The sequence below is a fragment of the Arcanobacterium pinnipediorum genome, from assembly GCF_023973165.1.
In the GTDB taxonomy this organism is placed as follows: domain Bacteria; phylum Actinomycetota; class Actinomycetes; order Actinomycetales; family Actinomycetaceae; genus Arcanobacterium; species Arcanobacterium pinnipediorum.
On the sequence record NZ_CP099547.1, the window covers coordinates 1,022,699 to 1,042,960 of the forward strand.

The 20,262-nt window shown below is 49.9% G+C and carries 19 protein-coding genes and 1 tRNA gene; 4 read left to right on the plus strand and 16 right to left on the minus strand.

Going from position 1 to position 20,262, the window contains the following annotated elements:
- Positions 1-92: 92 nt before the first annotated feature.
- On the minus strand, positions 93-1,565 hold the full coding sequence (rpsA, locus tag NG665_RS04495; protein WP_252672475.1) for a 30S ribosomal protein S1: 1,473 nt from the start codon (positions 1,563-1,565) through the stop codon (positions 93-95).
- A gap of 170 nt (positions 1,566-1,735) precedes the next feature.
- On the opposite strand from rpsA, the gene NG665_RS04500 reads away from it, so the two are divergent.
- Complete coding sequence (locus tag NG665_RS04500) at positions 1,736-2,524, plus strand: class I SAM-dependent methyltransferase (RefSeq protein ID WP_252672476.1); 789 nt, start codon at positions 1,736-1,738, stop codon at positions 2,522-2,524.
- Positions 2,525-2,535: 11 nt separating this feature from the next.
- On the opposite strand, the gene polA is transcribed toward NG665_RS04500, so the two are convergent.
- A complete protein-coding gene (gene polA / locus NG665_RS04505) occupies positions 2,536-5,247 on the minus strand; it encodes a DNA polymerase I (RefSeq protein ID WP_252672477.1) in 2,712 nt (903 codons plus the stop codon).
- A 54-nt stretch (positions 5,248-5,301) separates the two neighbouring features.
- Between polA and NG665_RS04510 the strand changes: the two genes are divergently transcribed.
- Positions 5,302-5,703 (plus strand): PaaI family thioesterase, encoded by a 402-nt coding sequence (locus NG665_RS04510; protein ID WP_252672478.1) that lies wholly within the window; start codon positions 5,302-5,304, stop codon positions 5,701-5,703.
- Here the strand turns inward: NG665_RS04510 and NG665_RS04515 are convergent.
- The 10 genes from NG665_RS04515 to NG665_RS04560 all read right to left on the minus strand — a co-directional run bounded on the left by NG665_RS04515 (position 5,681) and on the right by NG665_RS04560 (position 15,502).
- Complete coding sequence (locus NG665_RS04515; protein WP_252674088.1) at positions 5,681-6,298, minus strand: ANTAR domain-containing response regulator; 618 nt, start codon at positions 6,296-6,298, stop codon at positions 5,681-5,683. The genes NG665_RS04510 and NG665_RS04515 overlap by 23 nt on opposite strands.
- Positions 6,299-6,391: 93 nt before the next feature.
- Positions 6,392-6,473, minus strand: a tRNA-Leu gene (locus NG665_RS04520).
- Positions 6,474-6,557: 84 nt separating this feature from the next.
- On the minus strand, positions 6,558-7,976 hold the full coding sequence (pyk, locus tag NG665_RS04525) for a pyruvate kinase (protein WP_252672479.1): 1,419 nt from the start codon (positions 7,974-7,976) through the stop codon (positions 6,558-6,560).
- A gap of 10 nt (positions 7,977-7,986) precedes the next feature.
- On the minus strand, positions 7,987-8,850 hold the full coding sequence (lgt, locus tag NG665_RS04530) for a prolipoprotein diacylglyceryl transferase (protein WP_252672480.1): 864 nt from the start codon (positions 8,848-8,850) through the stop codon (positions 7,987-7,989).
- A gap of 43 nt (positions 8,851-8,893) precedes the next feature.
- Positions 8,894-9,763 (minus strand): FKBP-type peptidyl-prolyl cis-trans isomerase, encoded by an 870-nt coding sequence (locus NG665_RS04535; RefSeq protein WP_252672481.1) that lies wholly within the window; start codon positions 9,761-9,763, stop codon positions 8,894-8,896.
- Complete coding sequence (locus NG665_RS04540) at positions 9,756-11,132, minus strand: proteasome accessory factor PafA2 family protein (RefSeq protein ID WP_252672482.1); 1,377 nt, start codon at positions 11,130-11,132, stop codon at positions 9,756-9,758. The genes NG665_RS04535 and NG665_RS04540 overlap by 8 nt, the downstream gene beginning before the upstream one ends.
- A complete protein-coding gene (locus NG665_RS04545; protein WP_252672483.1) occupies positions 11,129-11,308 on the minus strand; it encodes a ubiquitin-like protein Pup in 180 nt (59 codons plus the stop codon). The genes NG665_RS04540 and NG665_RS04545 overlap by 4 nt, the downstream gene beginning before the upstream one ends.
- On the minus strand, positions 11,305-12,849 hold the full coding sequence (gene dop, locus NG665_RS04550) for a depupylase/deamidase Dop (RefSeq protein ID WP_252672484.1): 1,545 nt from the start codon (positions 12,847-12,849) through the stop codon (positions 11,305-11,307). The genes NG665_RS04545 and dop overlap by 4 nt, the downstream gene beginning before the upstream one ends.
- Before the next feature lie 7 nt (positions 12,850-12,856).
- Entirely contained in the window at positions 12,857-14,383 is a 1,527-nt protein-coding gene (gene arc / locus NG665_RS04555) for a proteasome ATPase (protein WP_252672485.1), read from the minus strand.
- Between the two features lie 9 nt (positions 14,384-14,392).
- On the minus strand, positions 14,393-15,502 hold the full coding sequence (locus tag NG665_RS04560; protein WP_252672486.1) for a tRNA (adenine-N1)-methyltransferase: 1,110 nt from the start codon (positions 15,500-15,502) through the stop codon (positions 14,393-14,395).
- 128 nt (positions 15,503-15,630) lie between these two features.
- Between NG665_RS04560 and NG665_RS04565 the strand changes: the two genes are divergently transcribed.
- The gene (locus NG665_RS04565; RefSeq protein WP_252672487.1) at positions 15,631-16,506 is read left to right on the plus strand and encodes a RecB family exonuclease; all 876 of its coding nucleotides are present in this window, start codon (positions 15,631-15,633) and stop codon (positions 16,504-16,506) included.
- Here the strand turns inward: NG665_RS04565 and NG665_RS04570 are convergent.
- Positions 16,439-17,104, minus strand: coding sequence for an HAD family hydrolase (locus NG665_RS04570; protein WP_252672488.1), 666 nt, complete (start codon positions 17,102-17,104; stop codon positions 16,439-16,441). The genes NG665_RS04565 and NG665_RS04570 overlap by 68 nt on opposite strands.
- A gap of 11 nt (positions 17,105-17,115) precedes the next feature.
- Positions 17,116-17,958 (minus strand): undecaprenyl-diphosphate phosphatase, encoded by an 843-nt coding sequence (locus NG665_RS04575; protein ID WP_252672489.1) that lies wholly within the window; start codon positions 17,956-17,958, stop codon positions 17,116-17,118.
- A gap of 46 nt (positions 17,959-18,004) precedes the next feature.
- Here NG665_RS04575 and NG665_RS04580 point away from each other — a divergent pair, with 46 nt between their 5' ends.
- Positions 18,005-18,946, plus strand: a complete 942-nt coding sequence (locus tag NG665_RS04580; protein WP_252672490.1) for an aldo/keto reductase — start codon at positions 18,005-18,007, stop codon at positions 18,944-18,946.
- A 20-nt stretch (positions 18,947-18,966) separates the two neighbouring features.
- On the opposite strand, the gene NG665_RS04585 is transcribed toward NG665_RS04580, so the two are convergent.
- Together NG665_RS04585 and NG665_RS04590 are read right to left on the minus strand one after the other, a co-directional pair.
- Positions 18,967-19,302, minus strand: a complete 336-nt coding sequence (locus tag NG665_RS04585) for a DNA primase (RefSeq protein WP_252672491.1) — start codon at positions 19,300-19,302, stop codon at positions 18,967-18,969.
- A gap of 37 nt (positions 19,303-19,339) precedes the next feature.
- On the minus strand, positions 19,340-20,233 hold the full coding sequence (locus tag NG665_RS04590) for a shikimate dehydrogenase family protein (RefSeq protein ID WP_252672492.1): 894 nt from the start codon (positions 20,231-20,233) through the stop codon (positions 19,340-19,342).
- Between the last annotated feature and the right edge of the window lie 29 nt (positions 20,234-20,262).

The following is a 20,262-nucleotide window of genomic DNA, read 5'->3' on the forward strand; positions in this document are numbered from 1 at the left end:
AGAAGATTAAAATAAGGCTGTGGCCCGAACGTAAATGTTCGGGCCACAGCCTTTAGATTAACTAATTCGTGAGTTTAGCTAACTCACTATGCTCAGTTATTGGTGAGCTTGTCGCGCAAAGCAGCAAGAGCCTCGTCAGAAGCGAGCGTGCCAGCAACATCAGCATCAGCCGATGAGTAGTTAGCTGGAGCAGCTTCCTCGGTTTCGGAAGTAGCAGCTGGAGCGGCAGCAGCGGCAGCAGCATCAGCTTCGGCTGCGGCAGCAACCTGAGCCTTGTGTGCTTGCCAGCGAGCTTCAGCAGCAGCATACTCTGCTTCCCAAGCAGCCTGGTTCTCTTCGTAACCTTCGAGCCATTCGTTGGTCTCAGGATCGAAGCCTTCTGGGTACTTGTAGTTGCCCTCTTCGTCGTATTCAGCGGACATGCCGTAAAGTGATGGATCGAAGTCTTCCGAGTTAGGATCCACACCTTCGTTAGCCTGCTTGAGCGAGAGCGAGATGCGACGGCGATCAAGATCAATATCAATCACCTTGACGAAAGCATCGTCGCCTACCTTGACAACCTGCTCTGGCAGATCAACGTGACGCTGTGCGAGTTCAGAAATGTGAACGAGGCCTTCGATGCCGTCCTCAACGCGAACGAATGCACCGAATGGAACAAGCTTGGTGACCTTACCTGGCACGACCTGGCTAATAGCGTGGGTACGTGCGAAGGTCTGCCAAGGATCTTCCTGGGTAGCCTTGAGCGAGAGCGAAACACGCTCGCGATCCATATCGACTTCGAGAACTTCAACGGTTACTGGAGTACCGACTTCGACAACCTCAGATGGGTGATCGATGTGCTTCCAAGAAAGCTCAGAAACGTGAACGAGACCGTCTACGCCGCCAAGATCAACGAATGCACCGAAGTTAACGATGGAGGAAATGACGCCTTCACGTACCTGACCCTTTTGAAGGGTGTTAAGGAAGGTGGAGCGTACTTCAGACTGAGTCTGCTCGAGCCAAGAACGACGAGAAAGAACAACGTTGTTGCGATTCTTATCGAGTTCGATGATCTTAGCTTCGATTTCCTTGCCAATGTATGGCTGGAGGTCGCGCACGCGGCGCATCTCAACGAGAGATGCAGGAAGGAAGCCGCGCAAGCCGATGTCGAGGATGAGGCCACCCTTGACAACTTCGATGACGGTACCGGTAACGACGCCGTCTGCTTCCTTGACTTCTTCGATCTTTGCCCAAGCGCGCTCGTACTGTGCACGCTTCTTGGAAAGAATTAAACGACCCTCTTTGTCTTCCTTCTGGATGACGAGGGCTTCGATCTTGTCACCAACTTCGACGACGTCATCTGGATCGACATCGTGCTTGATGGACAGTTCTTTGGAAGGAATAACGCCTTCGGTCTTGTAGCCGATATCGAGCAGGACTTCGTCCCGATCAACTTTAACTACGGTGCCTTCGACGATGTCGCCATCGTTAAAGTACTTGATGGTTTCGTCAACGGCAGCAATAAGCTCTTCCTCGGTACCAATATCGTTAATGGCAACCTCGGTAGTAGTGTTGTTCGTGGTCATAGAGTTGGTGACTCCGAATTTATAATAGTTACGTATATGGACAAGTGGTTCAACTCAATGTCAGAGCATAAAGTTGTACCAAGCGTCTAGTTTACGTCGTTTTACCGCCAAACGCCAACTAAAGAACACAACTACGGTGCCAGCTTCACCACATCGAGGAAGAAACACATATGCAATACGGTCATCACGCACTCTCTCCAACCGACAATCCTATCCAAGCGAACGAAAAGTGGTGGTCGGACAACGCTGGTAGTTATCTTACCGAACACGGCGAAATACTCGGCGATAACGACTTCATCTGGGGTCCGGAAGGTGTGCGAGAAGCCGATATTGGATTCCTAGGTGAGCTCAGTGACAAACGAATCCTCGAAATCGGGGCTGGAGCCGCACAATGCTCACGCTACCTTGCCGCCCGCGGCTACGACGTCGTTGCAACAGATCTTGCCCCAGGTATGCTCACATACGCCACAGAACTTAACCACAATTACGATATAGACTTTCCCCTCATCCAAGCAGATGCTCGTCAATTACCGTTCCCAGACGATAGCTTCGATGTCGTCTTTACCAGTTTCGGCGTACTGCCCTTTGTTCCGAATTTAGCCGATGTCCACACTGAGGTCTACCGAGTATTGCGAAGCGGTGGAATCTGGGCGTATTCGGCACTACACCCTACGCGGTGGATGTTCCCTGATGATCCAACTATAGGTGGATTAACCGCCATCCGATCATATTTTGACCGCACACCCTATATTGAACGTCACAACTCAACCCTGGACTACGCCGAATTCCACCACACCCTCTCCGATCACATTAACTCACTGATTGACGCCGGTTTTACCATCGATGAGCTCTTCGAACCGCCATGGCCAGCAGGCCGCGATATTATTTGGGGTGGATGGGGCCCGCAACGCTCACAGATCCTCCCTGGAACTTTGATGATCCGTGCCATCGGTAGTTAGCGGCTGGGACGTTAGTGAGCCGCTTCGCGCCAATTACGTCCGATTCCAACTCCTACCGACAGCGGCACGCTGAGAGAATCCCAGGCCATACCCATCTGCTCGCGAACCAGCGCTTCGACCTCCTCGGCTTCGCTAGCCACCACTTCGAGAACGAGTTCGTCGTGTACTTGGAGCAATACCTGAGAATCAAGCTGGCGGCGAATCAACTCACTTTCGACATTGAGCATAGCAATCTTGATAATATCTGCTGCCGAACCTTGAATCGGGGCATTAAGTGCCATACGTTCTGCTGATTCACGCACCTGCCGATTTTGGGAGTTCAATTCCGGCAAATAGCGACGTCGTCCCAAAATAGTTTCGGTATAGCTATCGTGCCGAGCTTTTTCTACCAACCCATCAAGATACTTCTTCACAGCACCAAATCGCTGGAAATAACCATCCATGAGATTTTGTGCCTCTGGGACTGGGATATGCAACTGCGCAGATAGCCCGTAGGCGGATAAACCGTAAACCAGGCCATAAGACATCGCCTTGATTTTAGAACGTTGGGCAACCGACACGTCTGCTTCACTAATCCCATAAACTCGTGACGCAACAAACCGGTGTAGATCTGCACCCTGATTAAACGCCTCAATAAGTTCACTATCCCGAGATAAATGCGCCATCAAACGCATCTCGATTTGTGAATAATCCGCAGTCATCACATAATCAAAACCCAAGCCAGGAACAAAGACTTCACGAATGCGCTGCCCTTCTTCGGTGCGCGCATGAATATTTTGCAGATTCGGATCAGTTGAAGATAACCGCCCAGTAGCTGCGACTGTTTGCTGGTATGTGGTGTGAATTCGACCATCGGTATGGACTGAACGTTGCAGACCTTCAACAGATTGGCGCAGCTTAATCGCATCACGATGCTCAAGTAAGGAGGATAAGAAGGTTTGGCCAACTATAGCTTCATCGTCTTCACGCATACTTATTTTTGCTAACAAGCCAGCAAGCGCGTCTGCATTCGTGGTGTACCCTGATTTAGTCTTTTTAGTTTTCGGCAAATTTAATTGGTCAAATAACACCGCCTGTAGCTGTTTCGGGCTCGAAAGGTTAACCGAACTATCTCCGATAGCATCCCAGGCTTGCTGTGCTGCGGCTTGGACTCGAGCATCAAAATCAGAATGTAGCTGCGCCAAACGATCCTGATCTACACCAATCCCACGCATCTCCATCCGAGCTAAACCTTCAGTGACGCGCAACTCCAGATCAATTAAGGTCTCATTGTATTCTTCTGCTTCAAACTCGCGAAGGAAAGCATCTCGTAAGTCATGTACAAGTACGGCGCGTTGACCAATGTTATTTCCAATGATCTCACCTGAAAGACTTATCCCTAACGTATCACCAGCGTCATTATTGAGATCAATAGCGAGATAGCGCTGAACTAGTTGCGCAAAATCATACGATCTCTGATCTGGGTGAAGTAGATATGCATCAATTTCCGTATCAGTCACAATTCCGGTAAGTGACATTCCTTGGCCCTGCCATGCATGGATCTGTGCTTTTAACCCATGCCCGAGAATACCAATCTGCGGATCTTCGATAATGAGTGTGAGAGCGTGAAAATCTTCCTCATCTAACGAAGCTGGCGAGGCGACAAATACGAAACCATCATCGGCTGCCAGTGCAAACGTCTCAACGCTGCCCTCTGCAGGTTTGCCGATACCATCGATAGCTAACGCATAAGGAGGCAGGTGGAGTTTACTAAACTCGCGTAATGATGTGGTACCACCAGCTACCACATTGACCTCACGTACCGCGGCTTGCTGGGGTTGTGTAGCGCTCTTTGCTGATCCAGCGCGCAACGGTAACTCACTAAGAACGCGCTTGCGTAAAGACGTAAAATCTAACGTATCAAAAAGTTCATGTAAAGCCTCAAGATCGACTCCTACGGGTTGAAGATCATCGAGATCAGGAACAATATCTAGATTGCGCACCAACTGGTTAAGTTGGCGATTGAGTCGAACTTGCTCGATATTTTCACGCAATGCCTGACCGGCTTTGCCATTGATCTGCTCAGCGTGAGCGATAAGGCTTTCTAAATCACCGTAGTGATGTAACCATTTGGCCGCAGTTTTAGGCCCAACGCCTGGAACACCGGGTAGGTTATCTGCTTTCTCACCAACGAGTGCAGCCAGATCTGAATACATTTGCGGCTGCACACCACTACGTTGTGCTACACCATCTGGATCCAAAAGGAGCATCTGTGCCCGCGGCATCGGGTAAACAACCGAAGTGCGTTCGGAGACTAACTGATATGAATCCTTATCCCCTGAAGCAATATACACATCCATATCGGATTGTTCGGCTCGGGTGGCCAAAGTGGCCACAATATCATCAGCTTCATAATCTTCAACAGTTAGCCACGAGATACCTAAAACATCGAGAACTTCTTGGATAACGCCGATTTGCCCTTTGAATTCTTCTGGGGTCTTAGCACGTCCGCCCTTGTATTGATCGTATTGACGGGTACGAAAAGTACCGCCGGGCAAATCAAATGCTACTGCGATATGAGTAGGCTGATAGTCAGCTATTAATCGCAAGAGGGTATTGATAAAGCCATGGACAGCGTTGGTGTACTGCCCTTGCGCAGTTCGGAACGAATCTGCCGGCAGCGCAAAGAAGGAACGGAAAGCCATCGAATGGCCATCGAGCAAGAGCATAATATTTTTAGTCACGTTCTAAGCCTACCGGGTTGCTCCCACAGTTTCTTCTACGAGTAGACTAAATCTATGAAATATTTTGCAACAGAAATTCACGACGGCGAACTCGCGGCACGTTTAGGTGTAGAACTCATCGAAGTATCGGCTACCGAAGTTGTCGAATCTATTCCAACCTTAGGTAATATTCAACCCTTTGGTGCCTTGCATGGCGGGGCAAACGCATTCCTTGTAGAAGATTCAGCTTCGCGTCTCGCACTGCTCAATGCTCCTGAAGGCCGCATCGCGGTAGGTACAGAACTCAACATTTCTCAACTAGCACCGAATATGACCGGTAGCGCTACAGCACGCGCATATGTTATCCGAACCAGCCGCGGTTCGCTCGTAGCGGGTGTAGAAATTACCGATAGCGATAATCAGCTCACCGCAATAGGCCGGATGACGTGTGTTTTTATTCAGACACCTGGTCAATAACTGCGTCAGCCACTTCACGCATGGTCAGACGCCGATTCATGGAGGTTTTTTGAATCCACCGGAATGCTTCGGGTTCAGTTAGGCCCATCTTGTCTTGCAAGAGCCCCTTAGCTCGATCGATACGTTTACGAGTCTCAAATTGTTCGGCTAACGAAGAGACTTCGGCTTCTAGCGAGACGATTTCTTGGTGACGTGACAGGGCGATCTCGATTGCTGGAAGCAAGTCGTTTGGCGTAAAGGGCTTGACGAGGAACGCCATCGCACCGGCGTCGCGGGCGCGATCGACGATCTCTTTTTGAGAAAAAGCGGTGAGCATTACGATGGCACAATGCTGGTTGGCAAGGATACGTTCTGCTGCGGTGACGCCATCGAGACCGGGCATCTTGACGTCCATGACAATCAGATCTGGCTTGTGTTCGGCTGCTAATTCGATTGCTTCTTCACCGTTTGAACCTTCAGCAACGACGTCGAAACCTGCTTCGCGGAGCGTTTCGACGATATCGAGCCGGATGAGTGTTTCATCTTCGACGACTAAGGCGCGTACTTGACGTGAATCTTCTTCTTGTTGAACATCTTCAAATTTGGAATCATCCATAATGTGTGACACGTCCGCCTCCTTGGCTTACATATATGCTTCGAGAATAGAACAACTACTCACTATTATATGCACGGCTCTGTGCGTTAAGAGTGCTCCCGGAGGGACTCGAACCCTCATGCCTTTCGGCGCAGCATTTTGAGTGCTGTGTGTCTGCCAATTCCACCACAGGAGCGTTGGACAACCACGATATTACACGAATATGGGCCGTCCTGCGATTTTACCAAACTAGGTAAGAATCACATATTCGAAATTCAGTTTATCGGCGAGTCTCACCCATCTTGTGAATACGAATTGTGTTAGTAGAGCCGACGACGCCAGGTGGCATACCAGAGACAATGACAACACGGTCACCATCAACTGCTAGGCCTTCGAGGCGTAGTACTTCATCGACTTGATCGACCATTTCATCAGTAGTAGAAACGGTAGATAAGGTAAGGGTTTCGAGTCCCCACGATAGCGCAAGCTGGCGGCGAACCTTCTCGTTATCGGTAAACACCACAAGCGGAATACGCCCACGCAAGCGCGACATCCGACGCGCAGTTTGACCTGAGGAAGTGAATACGGCAATGAATTTCACGCCGATTGCTTCGCCGATATCCATCGCAGATTTTGTAATAACACCGTTGCGGGTGCGATGCAGATTCGAGATACGTGGGATAGATTCAATGCCATGTTCTTCGGTGTACTCGATAATTGACGCCATTGTTTGGACACAAATAATCGGGTACTTTCCAACTGACGTCTCCCCCGAAAGCATAACAGCATCTGCGCCGTCAAGGATAGCATTTGCACAGTCTGAGGTTTCTGCTCGAGTTGGAGTTGGAGCAGAGATCATGGATTCGAGAACCTGGGTAGCAACAATAACCGGCTTAGCATTGCGACGTGCAATAGTGATCGCTCGCTTTTGCACGATCGGGACTTGCTGCAACGGCAATTCCACACCAAGATCACCACGAGCAACCATAAGTCCGTCAAATGCGCGGACGATATCTTCTAAAACGCTAACAGCTTGCGGTTTTTCGATCTTGGCAATAACTGGAATCCTTCTGCCAACCCGATCCATCACCTCGTGAACATCGTTGATGTCGTTAGGTGAACGAACGAAAGACAATGCGATGAGATCTGCACCGTAGTTAAGACCCCACTCAAGATCCTCTTTATCTTTTTCAGATAGCGCTGGAACAGAAACCGCTACACCAGGAAGATTCACGCCTTTGTTATTGGAAACTGTCCCGCCAACAACCACCTGGGTTCTAACATCGTTTCCGTCCACCGAGAGCACACGGACTTGAACCTTGCCGTCGTCGATAAGGATTAGATCGCCCGCAGAGCAATCTCCAGGAAGTCCTTTGAACGTGGTAGAAACACGATCCTTATCACCTTCAATATCATCGGTGGTGATCGTGAAGATGTCACCCGTTTCAAGAAGCACTGGACCTTCGGCGAATCGTCCCAAGCGAATCTTTGGACCTTGAAGATCAACTAGAACCGCTACGGGTTTACGAAGTTCTTCTGAGGCTTCACGTACCCAGTCAATACGCTCTTCATGCTCGGCATGAGAACCATGCGAAGCATTAATTCGGGCGACATTCATGCCGGCTTTTACTAGTTCGAGAATATGATCCTTGGAATTAACCGCTGGACCTAATGTACATACAATTTTGGCTTTGCGCATGTTACTAATACTACCTGATTCCTTCTGGTTGGGTACTATGGTCCTGAGCACGCAAATATATATCGGCGATTTCCGGTTTAATTCGCAATCGAGCGCGCAACCACAAGAAAGCAACGATTCCGCCAGCGCAGACGATAATTGAGGTCCACACGTTTAACCGAAGTCCTAAAATCATTGTGGCATCATCAATGCGCAAATACTCAATCCAAACCCGTCCGAGCGTATAAACAACGACGTAGAGTGCTAAGAGTTGCCCGGCGCGCAGATTGAACTTGCGCTCTGCCCACAATAAGAAGAAGAATCCGACGATGCACCAGATCATTTCATATAAGAACGTCGGATGGAATGTCGTCCCAGGTGGATAACCTTCGGGTAGGTGGGCGGCATCAATTTCAAGTGCCCATGGTAAATCGGTGGGAGCACCGAAGAGTTCTTGGTTAAAATAGTTACCCAAACGTCCAATTGCTTGGCCTAGCAGTACCCAAGGAATAAACGCATCTGCAAATGCGCCAAAGCGCAGACCTCGCCGATGCAAGCTAACCCAGGCAGCTAACGCACCAAACAACACTGCACCCCAGATCCCTAGACCGCCTTCCCAGATCCGAAAGATCTTGGTCCAATCGCCATTTTCCCCGAAATAGGGTGCTGGCGAAGTGATGACATGATATATTCTCGCGCCGATAATCCCGACGATTACCATCCATATCCCAACATCTTCAGAGACATTGGCCGGGCCGCCTTTACGTTGATAACGTTTATCTCCCATATACCATGCGAGAAGAATAGCCACTAGGATAAACAACGCGTAGGCGCGAATGGGGATCGGACCCAACATCCACACCCCTTGTGGCGGTGAAGGAAAAGAAGTGAGCACGCGATTCTCCTTTGCGCTCGTTAAGAATTACTTACTATAGATTTTAAATACTTACTGTTTTCACATGTGGTTTTTCGTCCGAAATTGCAAGAATATCTAAAACAATCAGGACATCTTCTTCACCTTGGGCTTGCGCGGCAGGAACCGAGATGACCACTCGTGACCCAACGCGTTGATCAATAAGACCAGCATGCAATCCTGGGAACACGTCTTCGACTGCAATATACGCAGGTGGATTTCCATTTGAGAACGTATTTTCCATCTGTGAGCCATCGACATGCGCTAAAACATAATTCGCGTAAACAACATCCTGTTGCGTTACTTGTGCCCCATCTCCGGTAATGACAGACGAAATTCGAACATTATCAATAGGAGCGGTTATCGTGCCTAGGCTGGGCACACCATCTTCATCGGAAGAAACACTTGGAATCAATGGATCAGAAGATTGCTGTTGAGCTGAATAAGAAACCCGGGTTGGCAAGATATCAACGACCATAACTGACACGTCTCCATCTTGCGGATCGATAATTGCAACGCGAGATCCTTCACGCTTGCCAATAACAACATTTGCTAATCTGCCCACTGACGATTTCTCCGCCAAACCGCTGACAATTCCAGGTTGACCATCGACTTGAGACCATTTCCCACCAGTGGCACTGAATTTCGTTGTTCGCACCAGCACCTGACCGTGTTCTTGGATAATCCGTCCCTCACCGTCGATGAGGTCGCGGACTTGTTGTGTTTGGGAGGTGAAAGCCCCCGTCGTCGTCACCGTCACTGCTGCGCCGAAGTTTCCTTCAACATTGACTTCAAAGATCTCACTGTCAGTGTGGGTATTCCACAAGAGCGTCGAGATACCGATACCGGTGATGAACGCCAAGAATGCCAGTGGCACCGCCAAAAACTTATTCATTGTTCTCCATAGAGTCAACTAAAGCGTCAATTTCGTCGTTCGACGTCGAAAATGGATCCTGTAACCCTACAGTAGCACCATTTCCCTCATTAAATAGACGAACTAATCCCCAGTCTGCACTGTAGTCACGATGATGCCGCTTGGCGGCGGAAATAAACTTCGAGCGGATATGTGCCCGAGTGGTGCGTGGCGCATGAGAGACTGCGTGCGCAATAACCTCTTGATCTATCACAGATTTCAACATTCCAGATCGCTCGAGTTTCTCTCGCAACCCTGCGCTTGTGATGTCATGCCAAGAAAGTTCAAGGCGCGAGATTCGGTCGTCGCTCAGCGGTACATGGAAGCGGTGGCGATAGCGAGTAATTAGCTCGTATTTGGCTATCCATTCAATTTCAGTATGGACGCCAGAAAAATCATTGTGCGCAAATGCAGTCAGGGTGCGTTCCCACAGATCGAAAACGTAACGCATAAGTGGGTCGATCTGCGCCATCCATCCAGCCTTCTCGTAGTGATTCTTCACGACGTCGAACAGTGCGCTTTGAATTTCAAGTGCACTAACGCTTTGGCCACCGACGCGTTCGAGAAGTACCGTGCCAGAAAGATCTTGGGCGACGTCGCGAATAGCTTTGATGGGATCACGTAACTGCATAAATGGAAGCCGAATGCCGTCTTCCATAACATTGAGCACAGCATTGGTCATGCCTACTTTAAGCGCGGTCGTTGCCGAGGACATATTAGAATCCCCCACGATAACGTGCATCCGGCGATAGTGTTGCGCATCGGCATGAGGTTCGTCGCGCGTATTAATCATGGGACGTGTACGTGTTGACGACGTCGAGATAGCACTGTGCATGTGCCGGGCACGTTGGGAGAGTTCAAAGCGCACTGTTCCCGGCTCGTGGTGCACATAGCCTGCACCTACGAGTAACTGTCGCGTGACAAAGAACGGGACGAGATCGTTGAGGCGATCGACGAAATCAAGGCGCCGGCGAACCAGATAATTCTCATGACATCCATAGGAATGGGCTGCGGTATCCACATTGTTTTTAAAGAGATGGATATTGACCTGCCCTAATCGCGCTTGCGCCGCGCGTGCCATCTCCCCGAGGATGATGTCACCAGCACGGTCTTGTGCCAGCACTTCTCGGATCTGGCTACATTCAGCAGTCGCATATTCGGGATGGTCGCCGACGTCGAGATAGAGTCGCCCACCGTTTTTTAGGAAGGCAGAGGTAGAGCCTTCGCGCTGTTGGAAATCAAAGAACAACTCTTGGGCGAGATCTGAAGAGTCCATACCAATGGGAGCTCCTGAGGAATCTGAGCTGGCTAAGCCATACTCAGTTTCAATCCCCATGATCCGAGTAATCACTGACCGCCCTTTTGCACGAATCCTTGGACAAATGATGACGCGTTAGTTTCTAAAATTGCGTCAATGTCATTAAGTAAGGCGTCGATGTCACGTGGTGTTTGGGTAGGTTGAGCTACAGTTTCTTCTGTAGGAAGTGCCGCGTTGTGGGTTGCTCGGATAAATTCTTGTTCGCTCATTTTACTCCTTGAGAATCTTGTTCGAAATAGGTGGATGCAGATAGCGGGGTCTGCGGTGTGGCAAAGAATTCAGTGATCTGGTCAAAAGTGGGGGTAGCTGGATCCATAAAGTTTATCCTGCGTGGACCTTCTGGGGTAGCCACTACTGCCCCGGACCAGCCAACGGAATGCACGCTATCGGTAAAGTGCCGTAATAGCGTTTCGCGGAAGTAGGCGCGCGAAACATGTGGAGCGTGGCGAAGGGCTTGCCGGAGTTGATCGGAGGTGTAGAGACGATCTACTCGCCCTGCGTTGTCAAGTTTTGTAATAATTGACGACGACGGACGCAGATCGTGCCACTGCAAATCAAAAGCACGTAACTCATCACTATCCCAATCAGAGCCTGAGCGTTGTTTAAGATGGGTAAGCATCTGATATTTCGCTACCCATTCAATGCGCGAAGCCGCACTAAAAAGATCGCTACGAAGAGTATCGAGCGTGTTTTGCCACAGCTCTACAAACTTCCAGGTTTCGCGATCGGTATGCCCTACCCGTTCTAGCGTCGTTCTAACCGCATCAAGGTAGATTTCTTGGATATTGATCGCAGTGCGCGTCGAGCCGTCATGCATATCGACGGCCCGTTGCAAGGTCGGATCGTGGGAGATTTCCCAGGTAGCTGCAACAGGTTCGAAAAGCACAAGCGCTTCGAGATCGAGTGGGATCACGCCTTGTTCGAGCATCCATAAAACTAAGTTAGTTGTGCCAACTTTTAAGAGGATAGAGTAGTCGAATTGGTTTGCATCTCCCCCGATAACATGGAGGCGACGATAGAGTTTGGGATCGGCGTGGGGTTCGTCTCGAGTATTGATAATTGGACGGTTAAAGGTCGTTTCCAAACCAACAGTATTTTCGACGTAGTCTGCTCGTTGCGAGATTTGGAAACCACTTGCTTGGGATGCCTGCCCTAGTCCGACACGGCCAGATCCGCACAAGATCTGACGCGAGACAAAAAACGGTGTCAAATATCGAATAACGTCGTTGAATGGAACCTCGCGGTCAAGGAGGTAGTTTTCATGGCTACCATACGCTGCACCTTTGCCGTCAACATTATTCTTATAGATCACGACCTCGCGACCGTTTTGGGCAAGCAATTCCATCGCATCTTGCGCTAACATTTCGCCTGCTCTATCCCATAACACCGCCTCGTAGGGGGTAGTTACTTCGGGGGTTGAATACTCTGGATGAGCGTGATCGACATACCATCGCCCACCGTTAGGCAGGGCAATATTCGTTATTTTTTGATCCGGGGCGAGATTTTGAAGTACCGGTGCAGGAGTGTTAGTCAACTGATCAGGATGTGCATATTCTTGACCGATACGAAATCCACGGGCATCATTTAACGGATCTTCGGTATGGAAATCCCACGTTGCGATGGGATCTGTTATACCGCGCGCATAAGCATCAACAATTTCGGTACTCAATGAAAAGGAATCTTGAGTAGTGGCTCCTAAATCTAGTATGCCAAACTCTGTTTCCAAACCAACGAACCTGTTAAGAGCCATTATCTTCTCACCGCTCCCGGCTTGCTCTACGAACCGATACAATATCTGAGCGCCCCTCAACACGAGCCCACTCTTGTGGATTGTCGATATTTGCAATCGCCTCGTTTTCCGCTAAATCATCGCGCACAGCTCGCAACAGATGATCAGTTTGCAACCCGTGTTGTCCAGAACTTAAATAGTCTTTAATCGCATATTTCTTCGCGCGTTCAACGATTCCGGCAAGCATTGCACCGGAAACTAGGTGGTGGGCATACAGTGTTTGAGTACGGCCATCACGGTACGTCACATCAACGAAGGCGTTGTGCGGTTCTTGTGCCCATAACGCATTCGCCGTCGTTTCAATCATGGCACGTAGCGCATTGTCAATATTGCCGTAACGCTCAATTTCTACGGAATGTACCGGGACTGTTGGGACGAGATATTTGCTTAGAATATCGATAGCTCCCGCGTAATCTGGGCGTGAAATATGAATTTTGATGTCCAGGCGACCTGGGCGCAAGATCGCGGGATCAATCATATCTTGGCGATTCGAGGCGCCAATGATAATGACGTTGTCTAGTTGTTCCACGCCGTCGATTTCTGCCAAAAGCTGGGGCACAATCGTGGTTTCGACGTCGGAAGACAATCCCGAGCCACGGGTGCGGAACAATGCTTCCATTTCGTCGAAGAAAATGACAACCGGAATTCCAGAAGATGCTTTCTTGCGAGCACGTTCGAAAATATCTCGGATTTGGCGTTCAGTTTGGCCGACGAATTTATCGAGTAATTGTGGGCCTTTGATGTTGAGGAAATAGGCTTGCTCTTCACCGAACATCTTCGATAATGACGTTGCGACCGCGCGAGCGATGAGTGTTTTACCAACGCCCGGTGGCCCGTAGAGCAGCACCCCTTTAGGCGGTTTGAGTCCGTGGTCGCGGTACAACTGTGGATGAAGGAAGGGTAATTCGATCGAGTCGCGCAGCTCTTCGATTTGAGGAGCCAGGCCACCGATATCTTCATAGGAGACGTTGGGTGTTTCTTCGAGAAGAAGCTGATCAACATCTGGTTGGGAAACTGTTTCCAGAGCGAAGCCATGGCCAAGATCAGCAAGAACTAGATCCCCCGCACGCAGGTGTGTATGTCTTAATTTTCCGGATAATCGTAGGATCCGATTTTCCCCACCAACAGCGCTAACGGCTATCCGATGCGGATCGATAACGTGGTCGACTGTCACAACGTGACCTGTTGAACTATACGTTCCAGTACCAACGAGAACCTGATGCTCGTTGAGTAATACTTCTTGTCCTGCACCAATGGAGTCAAGGGAAATCCATGCGGCGGCGCTCACTTGAAGTAGCCTGGTGCCTTGGATGACGTAAGCACTATGTTCGGAATGATTTGCCTGGACGAAAATCGCATAACTATTTGGCGGTTTCGATAAGGAATCGAGGTGTGTGCTCAGTTCCTTAATACGATCACGGGCAGTGCTTAGTGCCTTGCTCAGTTCACGATTTTGTTGAGCCAAAGCTCGAAGATCAGGTTCTTGGTGTGTCATTAATTGCTTCTAGTCGTTGTTTTCGGTTTCTCGCTGGTGGCGACGCTCGAGTCGTTTCGCCGCGGCACGAGCCTGAGATTCAGATTCGAGTTGCGCATTCATTGCAACGGAATTTTCTCCCATCTCAGATGTACCAGAAATCTCCACATCGGCGCGATGAGCTACGTCACGACGAACCTTCCGTAACTTTTTCACCGAAATGGCTCGCTCGTGAAGTTCTTGTGTTTCCCACGCCAAAGGCTGGGAATGTGCGGCTGGAGCTGGACGCTTAGTTGGCACCAGCGGTGTAGAACCGCGCCCGATTCGTCGAGCGACGACGAGGAAGCCAGTATGGGCTACCATGCGGTGATCAGGTCGGACAGCTAGACCATCTAGATGCCATGTTCGAACCATGGTTTCTGAGGCCTGCGGCTCAGTGAACGCTTGCGAAGAACGAAGATCCTCGACGAACCGTGACATCTGAGTAGTTGTGGCAACATAGCCGATAATTACGCCGCCAGAACGTAGCGCATGCGCGGCCGAATCAATGTTTTCCCACGGTGCCAACATATCTAACACCACCGTATCGATGGAGCCGGCTTCCATTTCATCTAAAACCGTATCGAGATCTCCAAGGCGGATATCCCACGGTGGCAAATGCGGGCCGAACCAGGATTCAACATTAGCCCGTGCAATTTCGGCAAACTCGGGCCGGCGTTCTACTGACGTCAAATGCCCTTCCATGCCAATCGCTGACAATAGTGACAACGCCAACGCGCCAGATCCAAGACCAGCTTCAACTACGCGAGCACCGGGGAAAATGTCTGCCTGCTGAACGATTTGTCCGGCATCTTTGGGATAGACAACCGTTGCGCCACGAGGCATTGATAGCACATAGTCATTGACTAACGGGCGTAACGCGAGAAGCCGATGCCCAGAAGAGGTATCAAGTACGGTTCCTTCATCTTTGCCAATGAGATCGCGATGATGGAAGCTACCTCGCTGGGACTGAAAGTAGCCGTCTTGAGTGAGCATGACGGTATATTTACGATTTTTTGTGTCAGTGAGTTGGACACGTTCACCGGCACGGAACGGCCCCCGACGGCGCTCGGCGCCCAAAGGATGAGGATAATTAGTCACTCCTTAATCCTACGGGAGCACTGTGCTTTCGTGCAGTGGTAAAACTGTGGGATGTATCGATTATTCAGACAGTGAAACATGTTAGTGTGCTACGAAAAGTTGTGGGCGGGTCACGGTAGAATGACACCATGCCCACAACACATGCTGCCCTATCGCCTTCACGTGCGTCTGATTTTCGTTCCTGCCCGTTGAAGTTTCGTTTTCGGGTGATCGATAAGCTTTCTGAACCACCTTCTGTTGAAGCCTTGCGGGGAACAATCGTCCATGCTGTGCTTGAACATCTTTTCGATCGTCCAGCCAGTGACCGCAACGAACTCAACGCACAAGATTCGCTCATTCCTACCTGGGAGGAACACCTCAAAAAATCGCCTACCGATAGTGAACTCTTTACTGATTCTACGCAATTATCGACTTGGCTGGAATCTGCCCGGCCACTGATTTCTGCGTACTTCAATCTCGAAAACCCGCAATATCTCCAGCCTTCTGGCCGCGAACAATTTGTTAATGCGATATTACCTTCTGGGCTCGCTATCCGTGGCATCATTGACCGTATCGATACTGCACCTAATGGTGCAGTGCGAGTTGTAGACTACAAGACCGGTAAGTCACCTGCGCCGCGCTATCAAGCCGGGGCAATATTCCAGATGCGTTTTTACGCCACCGCCCTATTTTACTCTGCCGGGAAACTTCCGCAACGCACTCAACTCCTTTATCTCAAAGATCAGCGAGTACTCACCTACGATCCGGTTCAAGCAGATGTTTCTACTACCACGTCGGAATTAAACCATTTGTGGTCAGCTATTCGCGCCCGAATTGACACCGGGAATTTCGAAGCGAAAAAAGGGCCACTGTGCAACTGGTGTCATTTTTCATCCCTGTGCCCTGCTTTCGGTAACGTCGCTCCCGAAATAGACGAAAATGGCATCACGGCTTTGCTTACTGCCGAGCGGCCATCAACTGATGCAAATCTGCAACCGAAAGATCTTCCAACGAATCAACAATAACGAGGTTGTCTAGGTCTGGAATAGGAACCTGGAACGGAATTGCAACAGTGAGAGCACCTGAAGCATGAGCCGAACGCACCCCAGGTTGGGAATCTTCAAAGGCGATACACGAGGTGATCTCCACACCAAGTTTTTGTGCCGCTAGGCGATACGGATAGGGATCGGGCTTGCCCTTCCCAGAGGGCAGCATATCTCCAGTAACGGCAACACTAAGCGTACCTGCTGGTGCAGCTTCTAACGCCAATTGAGCAAACTCAGAAAACGACGACGTTACCAACGCCGTAGGTATTCCTGCTTCGCCGAGCGACGTAAGTAGCTCTCGAGCTCCCGGGCGCCACGGCATACCGTGAGTTTTGGCTTGATGAACAACTTCTTCGATCAACATCTGGGCAAGTTCATCAATACCAAGTGCTAGATCGAGGCGCTCAATAATCAACCGGCACGAATCTTCGATCGCTCTGCCGATCAGGTCGTTTTGATCGCCGTCGTTCCAAGGTTTGCCGTAGCGGGCAAACACCGCCTTTTCGGCTTCAAACCATAGGATCTCGGAATCTGTCAGCGTACCATCCATATCGAATAGTGCAGCAGCAATCGACATAGTCAAACTCCTTAGTAGACGTTCAAGATACCTTGGCTGAGCAAAACTACGACAACCAACGCAAGTACCAAACGATACACGACAAACGGACGATATGAATTAGTTTCCACTAGGCGCAAGAACCATACGATCACCCCATAGCCGACGATGAATGCGGTTAAAGTGGCGATGAACAGTGGCAGTGCGCCAACTTCTGGTCCGGTTCCGTCATCGGAGAACAACCGATAAAAACCCGAACCGAGAATTGCGGGAATTGCTAGTAAGAATGAGACTCGAGCGGCTGCGCTACGAGTATAACCGAGCAACAAACCTATCGTGATTGTTCCACCTGATCGCGACACCCCTGGAATCAATGCCATGGATTGCGCAAAGCCAAGCAATACACCATCGCGTATCGTCATCTCCTCTAACGCTAAAGTCCGACGCGAAATACGATCCGCGATACCGAGAAAAATCGCGAAAATTGCCAGCATCGCAGCTGTGATGTACATGTTGCGAAAGACCGAATCGATCGCATCTTCAAGCAACAAGCCAAGGACGACGATCGGAAGGGTCCCTAAAATAACTATCCAGCCCAAGCGAACATCAGGATGCGACAGTGGCAGGCGATTTTTCCGCTGCCCAAATGGCAACCCGGCAAACCAAGCGGTGATAATCCGCACGATATCTTTCCAGAAATAGAGCACCACGGCTGCCTCGGTGCCGATTTGCGTTACGGCCGTAAACGTCACTCCCGGATCACCCAATCCGGGAAAGAGATCGCCCACGATCCGCAGGTGCGCCGAGGATGAAATTGGCAAGAACTCTGTTAGTCCTTGTACGATACCTAGAATAATTGCTTCAAATATTCCCACGTGTCCAGAGTACCGCTCATCGCTAAATTCTATTAGGCTGACACATGTGAAGAATAACAAGGTTGGCAAATCTGGGTTACGCGTCGGGCATATCGGACTCGGTACCCTTACATGGGGACGAGATACCGAATATGAAGATGCGGCACGCATGACTCAAACGTTACTCGACTACGGCGGGAACCTCATCGACGTCTCCCCGTTATACGGTGAAGGTTTGGCAGTGGGCGTACTAGGTAAAATTCTTGCCGGTGGCACGCCACGCTCGGATCTTGTTATCTCCGTTCACCTCGGGCTTACAGTAAAGAACAATCACGTCATTCACGACGCTTCACGTAGTGGACTTTTAACTTCTCTCGATAACCTGTTGGAGGATCTGGGAACTGATCACGTCGATATTGTCTCTCTTGCTGCACCGACTGCAGATGTGCCGCTACGTGAGCTTATTGACACGTTAGCGTCTATGGTTAATGCCGGTAAGGCACGCTATATCGGCCTAGCAAACCATCCGGCCTGGGAAATTGCTCGCATCAGTCAATATTTATCTGATATGCATCTTCCGGAACTTACCAGTATCAACGTTGATTATTCGTTACTCAATCGCGCAATTGACGACGACGTTGTTGCAGTCGCCCAAGCGTTTGAGCTAGGCATTATTGCTCAATCGCCACTTGCTGGGGGTGTCTTGACCGGTAAATATCGAAATACCATTCCAGCTACGTCACGCGCTGCTACAGAACATTTATCGGCTACTGTAAGCCGTTACCTTGATGCTGATTCACGCAGACTAGTGGAGGCGGTTGTCAAGGCGGCAGATGGGCTGGGCCGAACGCCTTCTGATGTCTCCTTAGCCTGGCTTCTCCACCGCCCACATGTCGCCAGTGTTTTATTAGGAGCGCGTACTGCAGCCCAATTTGACCAGCTCTTGGCTACTAATTTGGATCCACTTCCTCAGCAGGTATCCGATGTGCTTGACGAAGTAACCGCCTAGCTCAGTATCGTTTTAAAACTCTAGATTTCTTCGTCGTCTTCATCTTCGTCGTCATAGAAATCATCATCGTCAACATCTTCGTCGTCGTCAATGTCTTCGTCATCATCATCGACGTCTTCGTCGTCGTCAAACTCATCCTCGTCGAATTCATCCTCATCATCAAAGGTATCGAAAGGCGCCTCGATTCCGTAATGGGTGAAAAGAGAATCGTCATAAACAATATATGCATCAGTAAGCTTTTGGGCGCGACGCAAAACTTCCGGTGCATCAGCATCCTGATAAGTCAGGGCAGCACTATGAAACTCTTCAAGAGCGTAACGTAATTTTTCGTATGCGAGACGGGGATCAGTAGCCATAGCTCAAGACTATCGTGGTTCGAAAGAATAACAAACCTTAAGCGAGAAAATTCCGGAAATTACTCTCGACAGCGATGCGATGTTGCGCAGATAAAACGCAATCAAACCAAAATTCTTCCGCAAGCATCGCTTGAGCGACAAGCATTTTGATACCCGAAACCGTTTGCGCACCAGCACTGCGGGCTTCACGCAACAAAAGCGTATCTTCAGGCCAATACACTGCATCGACAATCACGTGGTGTTCGCTAAGCCATTGCGAAGGTATCGGAGATAGCTCAGTAAGAGCTGGAGCCATACCTACCGGAGTACAGTTGACGATAACGTCTGCATTAGCGATAGCAGCTGGACTACTGCCACCTGCTTCTAAGGGCACAACGTCTATCGTTGAACTATTGAGTGGATCTGCAGCGATCTGCCCAGCGTGACGATAAGCCCGCTCCAGCCCTGGCCCTGGGCGGTTTAACAATGTTATCTGGGCAATTCCAGCCCGAGAAGCAGCAACCACAGCTGCTGCTCCAGCCCCTCCTGAACCCAGAATCGCCAGTTTAATATGGTCAAGGTCAATTCCCAGATCGCGCAGTGGTTGAAGTATGCCATCGCCGTCAGTTGAATGACCGATTCGCTTCCCATCGGTGAACAAAACGGTATTAACTGAATGAGAAAGGCGTGCACTAGGCGTCAGGTCATCCAGCAACGCCACGATTGATTGTTTTAACGGCATTGTAACGTTCAAGCCATGAAAACCGGCGTCTTGGCATTGATCTAACCGCAATCGAAGTTCATCGAGGTCTGTTGGCAGTAATTCATAGCTACCGTCAATCCCCAAGCACTCAAACGAAGCATGATGAATAGCAGGAGATAACGAATGCGAGATCGGAGAACCAATAAGTCCACAACGGTATTGAGGCTGGAGTGATTGTTTGGGCAGCATTGGATTATCTCCATACCGTGAGGTGGGCT

Excerpts from the sequence above, each read along its gene's own strand:
- NG665_RS04590 (WP_252672492.1), bottom strand. The coding sequence starts at position 20,233 with ATGCTGCCCAAACAATCACTCCAGCCTCAATACCGTTGTGGACTTATT.
- rpsA (WP_252672475.1), bottom strand. The coding sequence starts at position 1,565 with ATGACCACGAACAACACTACTACCGAGGTTGCCATTAACGATATTGGT.
- NG665_RS04500 (WP_252672476.1), top strand. The coding sequence starts at position 1,736 with ATGCAATACGGTCATCACGCACTCTCTCCAACCGACAATCCTATCCAA.
- NG665_RS04585 (WP_252672491.1), bottom strand. The coding sequence starts at position 19,302 with ATGGCTACTGATCCCCGTCTCGCATACGAAAAATTACGTTACGCTCTT.
- pyk (WP_252672479.1), bottom strand. The coding sequence starts at position 7,976 with ATGCGCAAAGCCAAAATTGTATGTACATTAGGTCCAGCGGTTAATTCC.
- dop (WP_252672484.1), bottom strand. The coding sequence starts at position 12,849 with ATGGCTCTTAACAGGTTCGTTGGTTTGGAAACAGAGTTTGGCATACTA.
- NG665_RS04565 (WP_252672487.1), top strand. The coding sequence starts at position 15,631 with ATGCCCACAACACATGCTGCCCTATCGCCTTCACGTGCGTCTGATTTT.
- NG665_RS04535 (WP_252672481.1), bottom strand. The coding sequence starts at position 9,763 with ATGAATAAGTTTTTGGCGGTGCCACTGGCATTCTTGGCGTTCATCACC.
- NG665_RS04515 (WP_252674088.1), bottom strand. The coding sequence starts at position 6,298 with ATGGATGATTCCAAATTTGAAGATGTTCAACAAGAAGAAGATTCACGT.
- NG665_RS04510 (WP_252672478.1), top strand. The coding sequence starts at position 5,302 with ATGAAATATTTTGCAACAGAAATTCACGACGGCGAACTCGCGGCACGT.
- arc (WP_252672485.1), bottom strand. The coding sequence starts at position 14,383 with ATGACACACCAAGAACCTGATCTTCGAGCTTTGGCTCAACAAAATCGT.
- NG665_RS04570 (WP_252672488.1), bottom strand. The coding sequence starts at position 17,104 with ATGTCGATTGCTGCTGCACTATTCGATATGGATGGTACGCTGACAGAT.
- NG665_RS04545 (WP_252672483.1), bottom strand. The coding sequence starts at position 11,308 with ATGAGCGAACAAGAATTTATCCGAGCAACCCACAACGCGGCACTTCCT.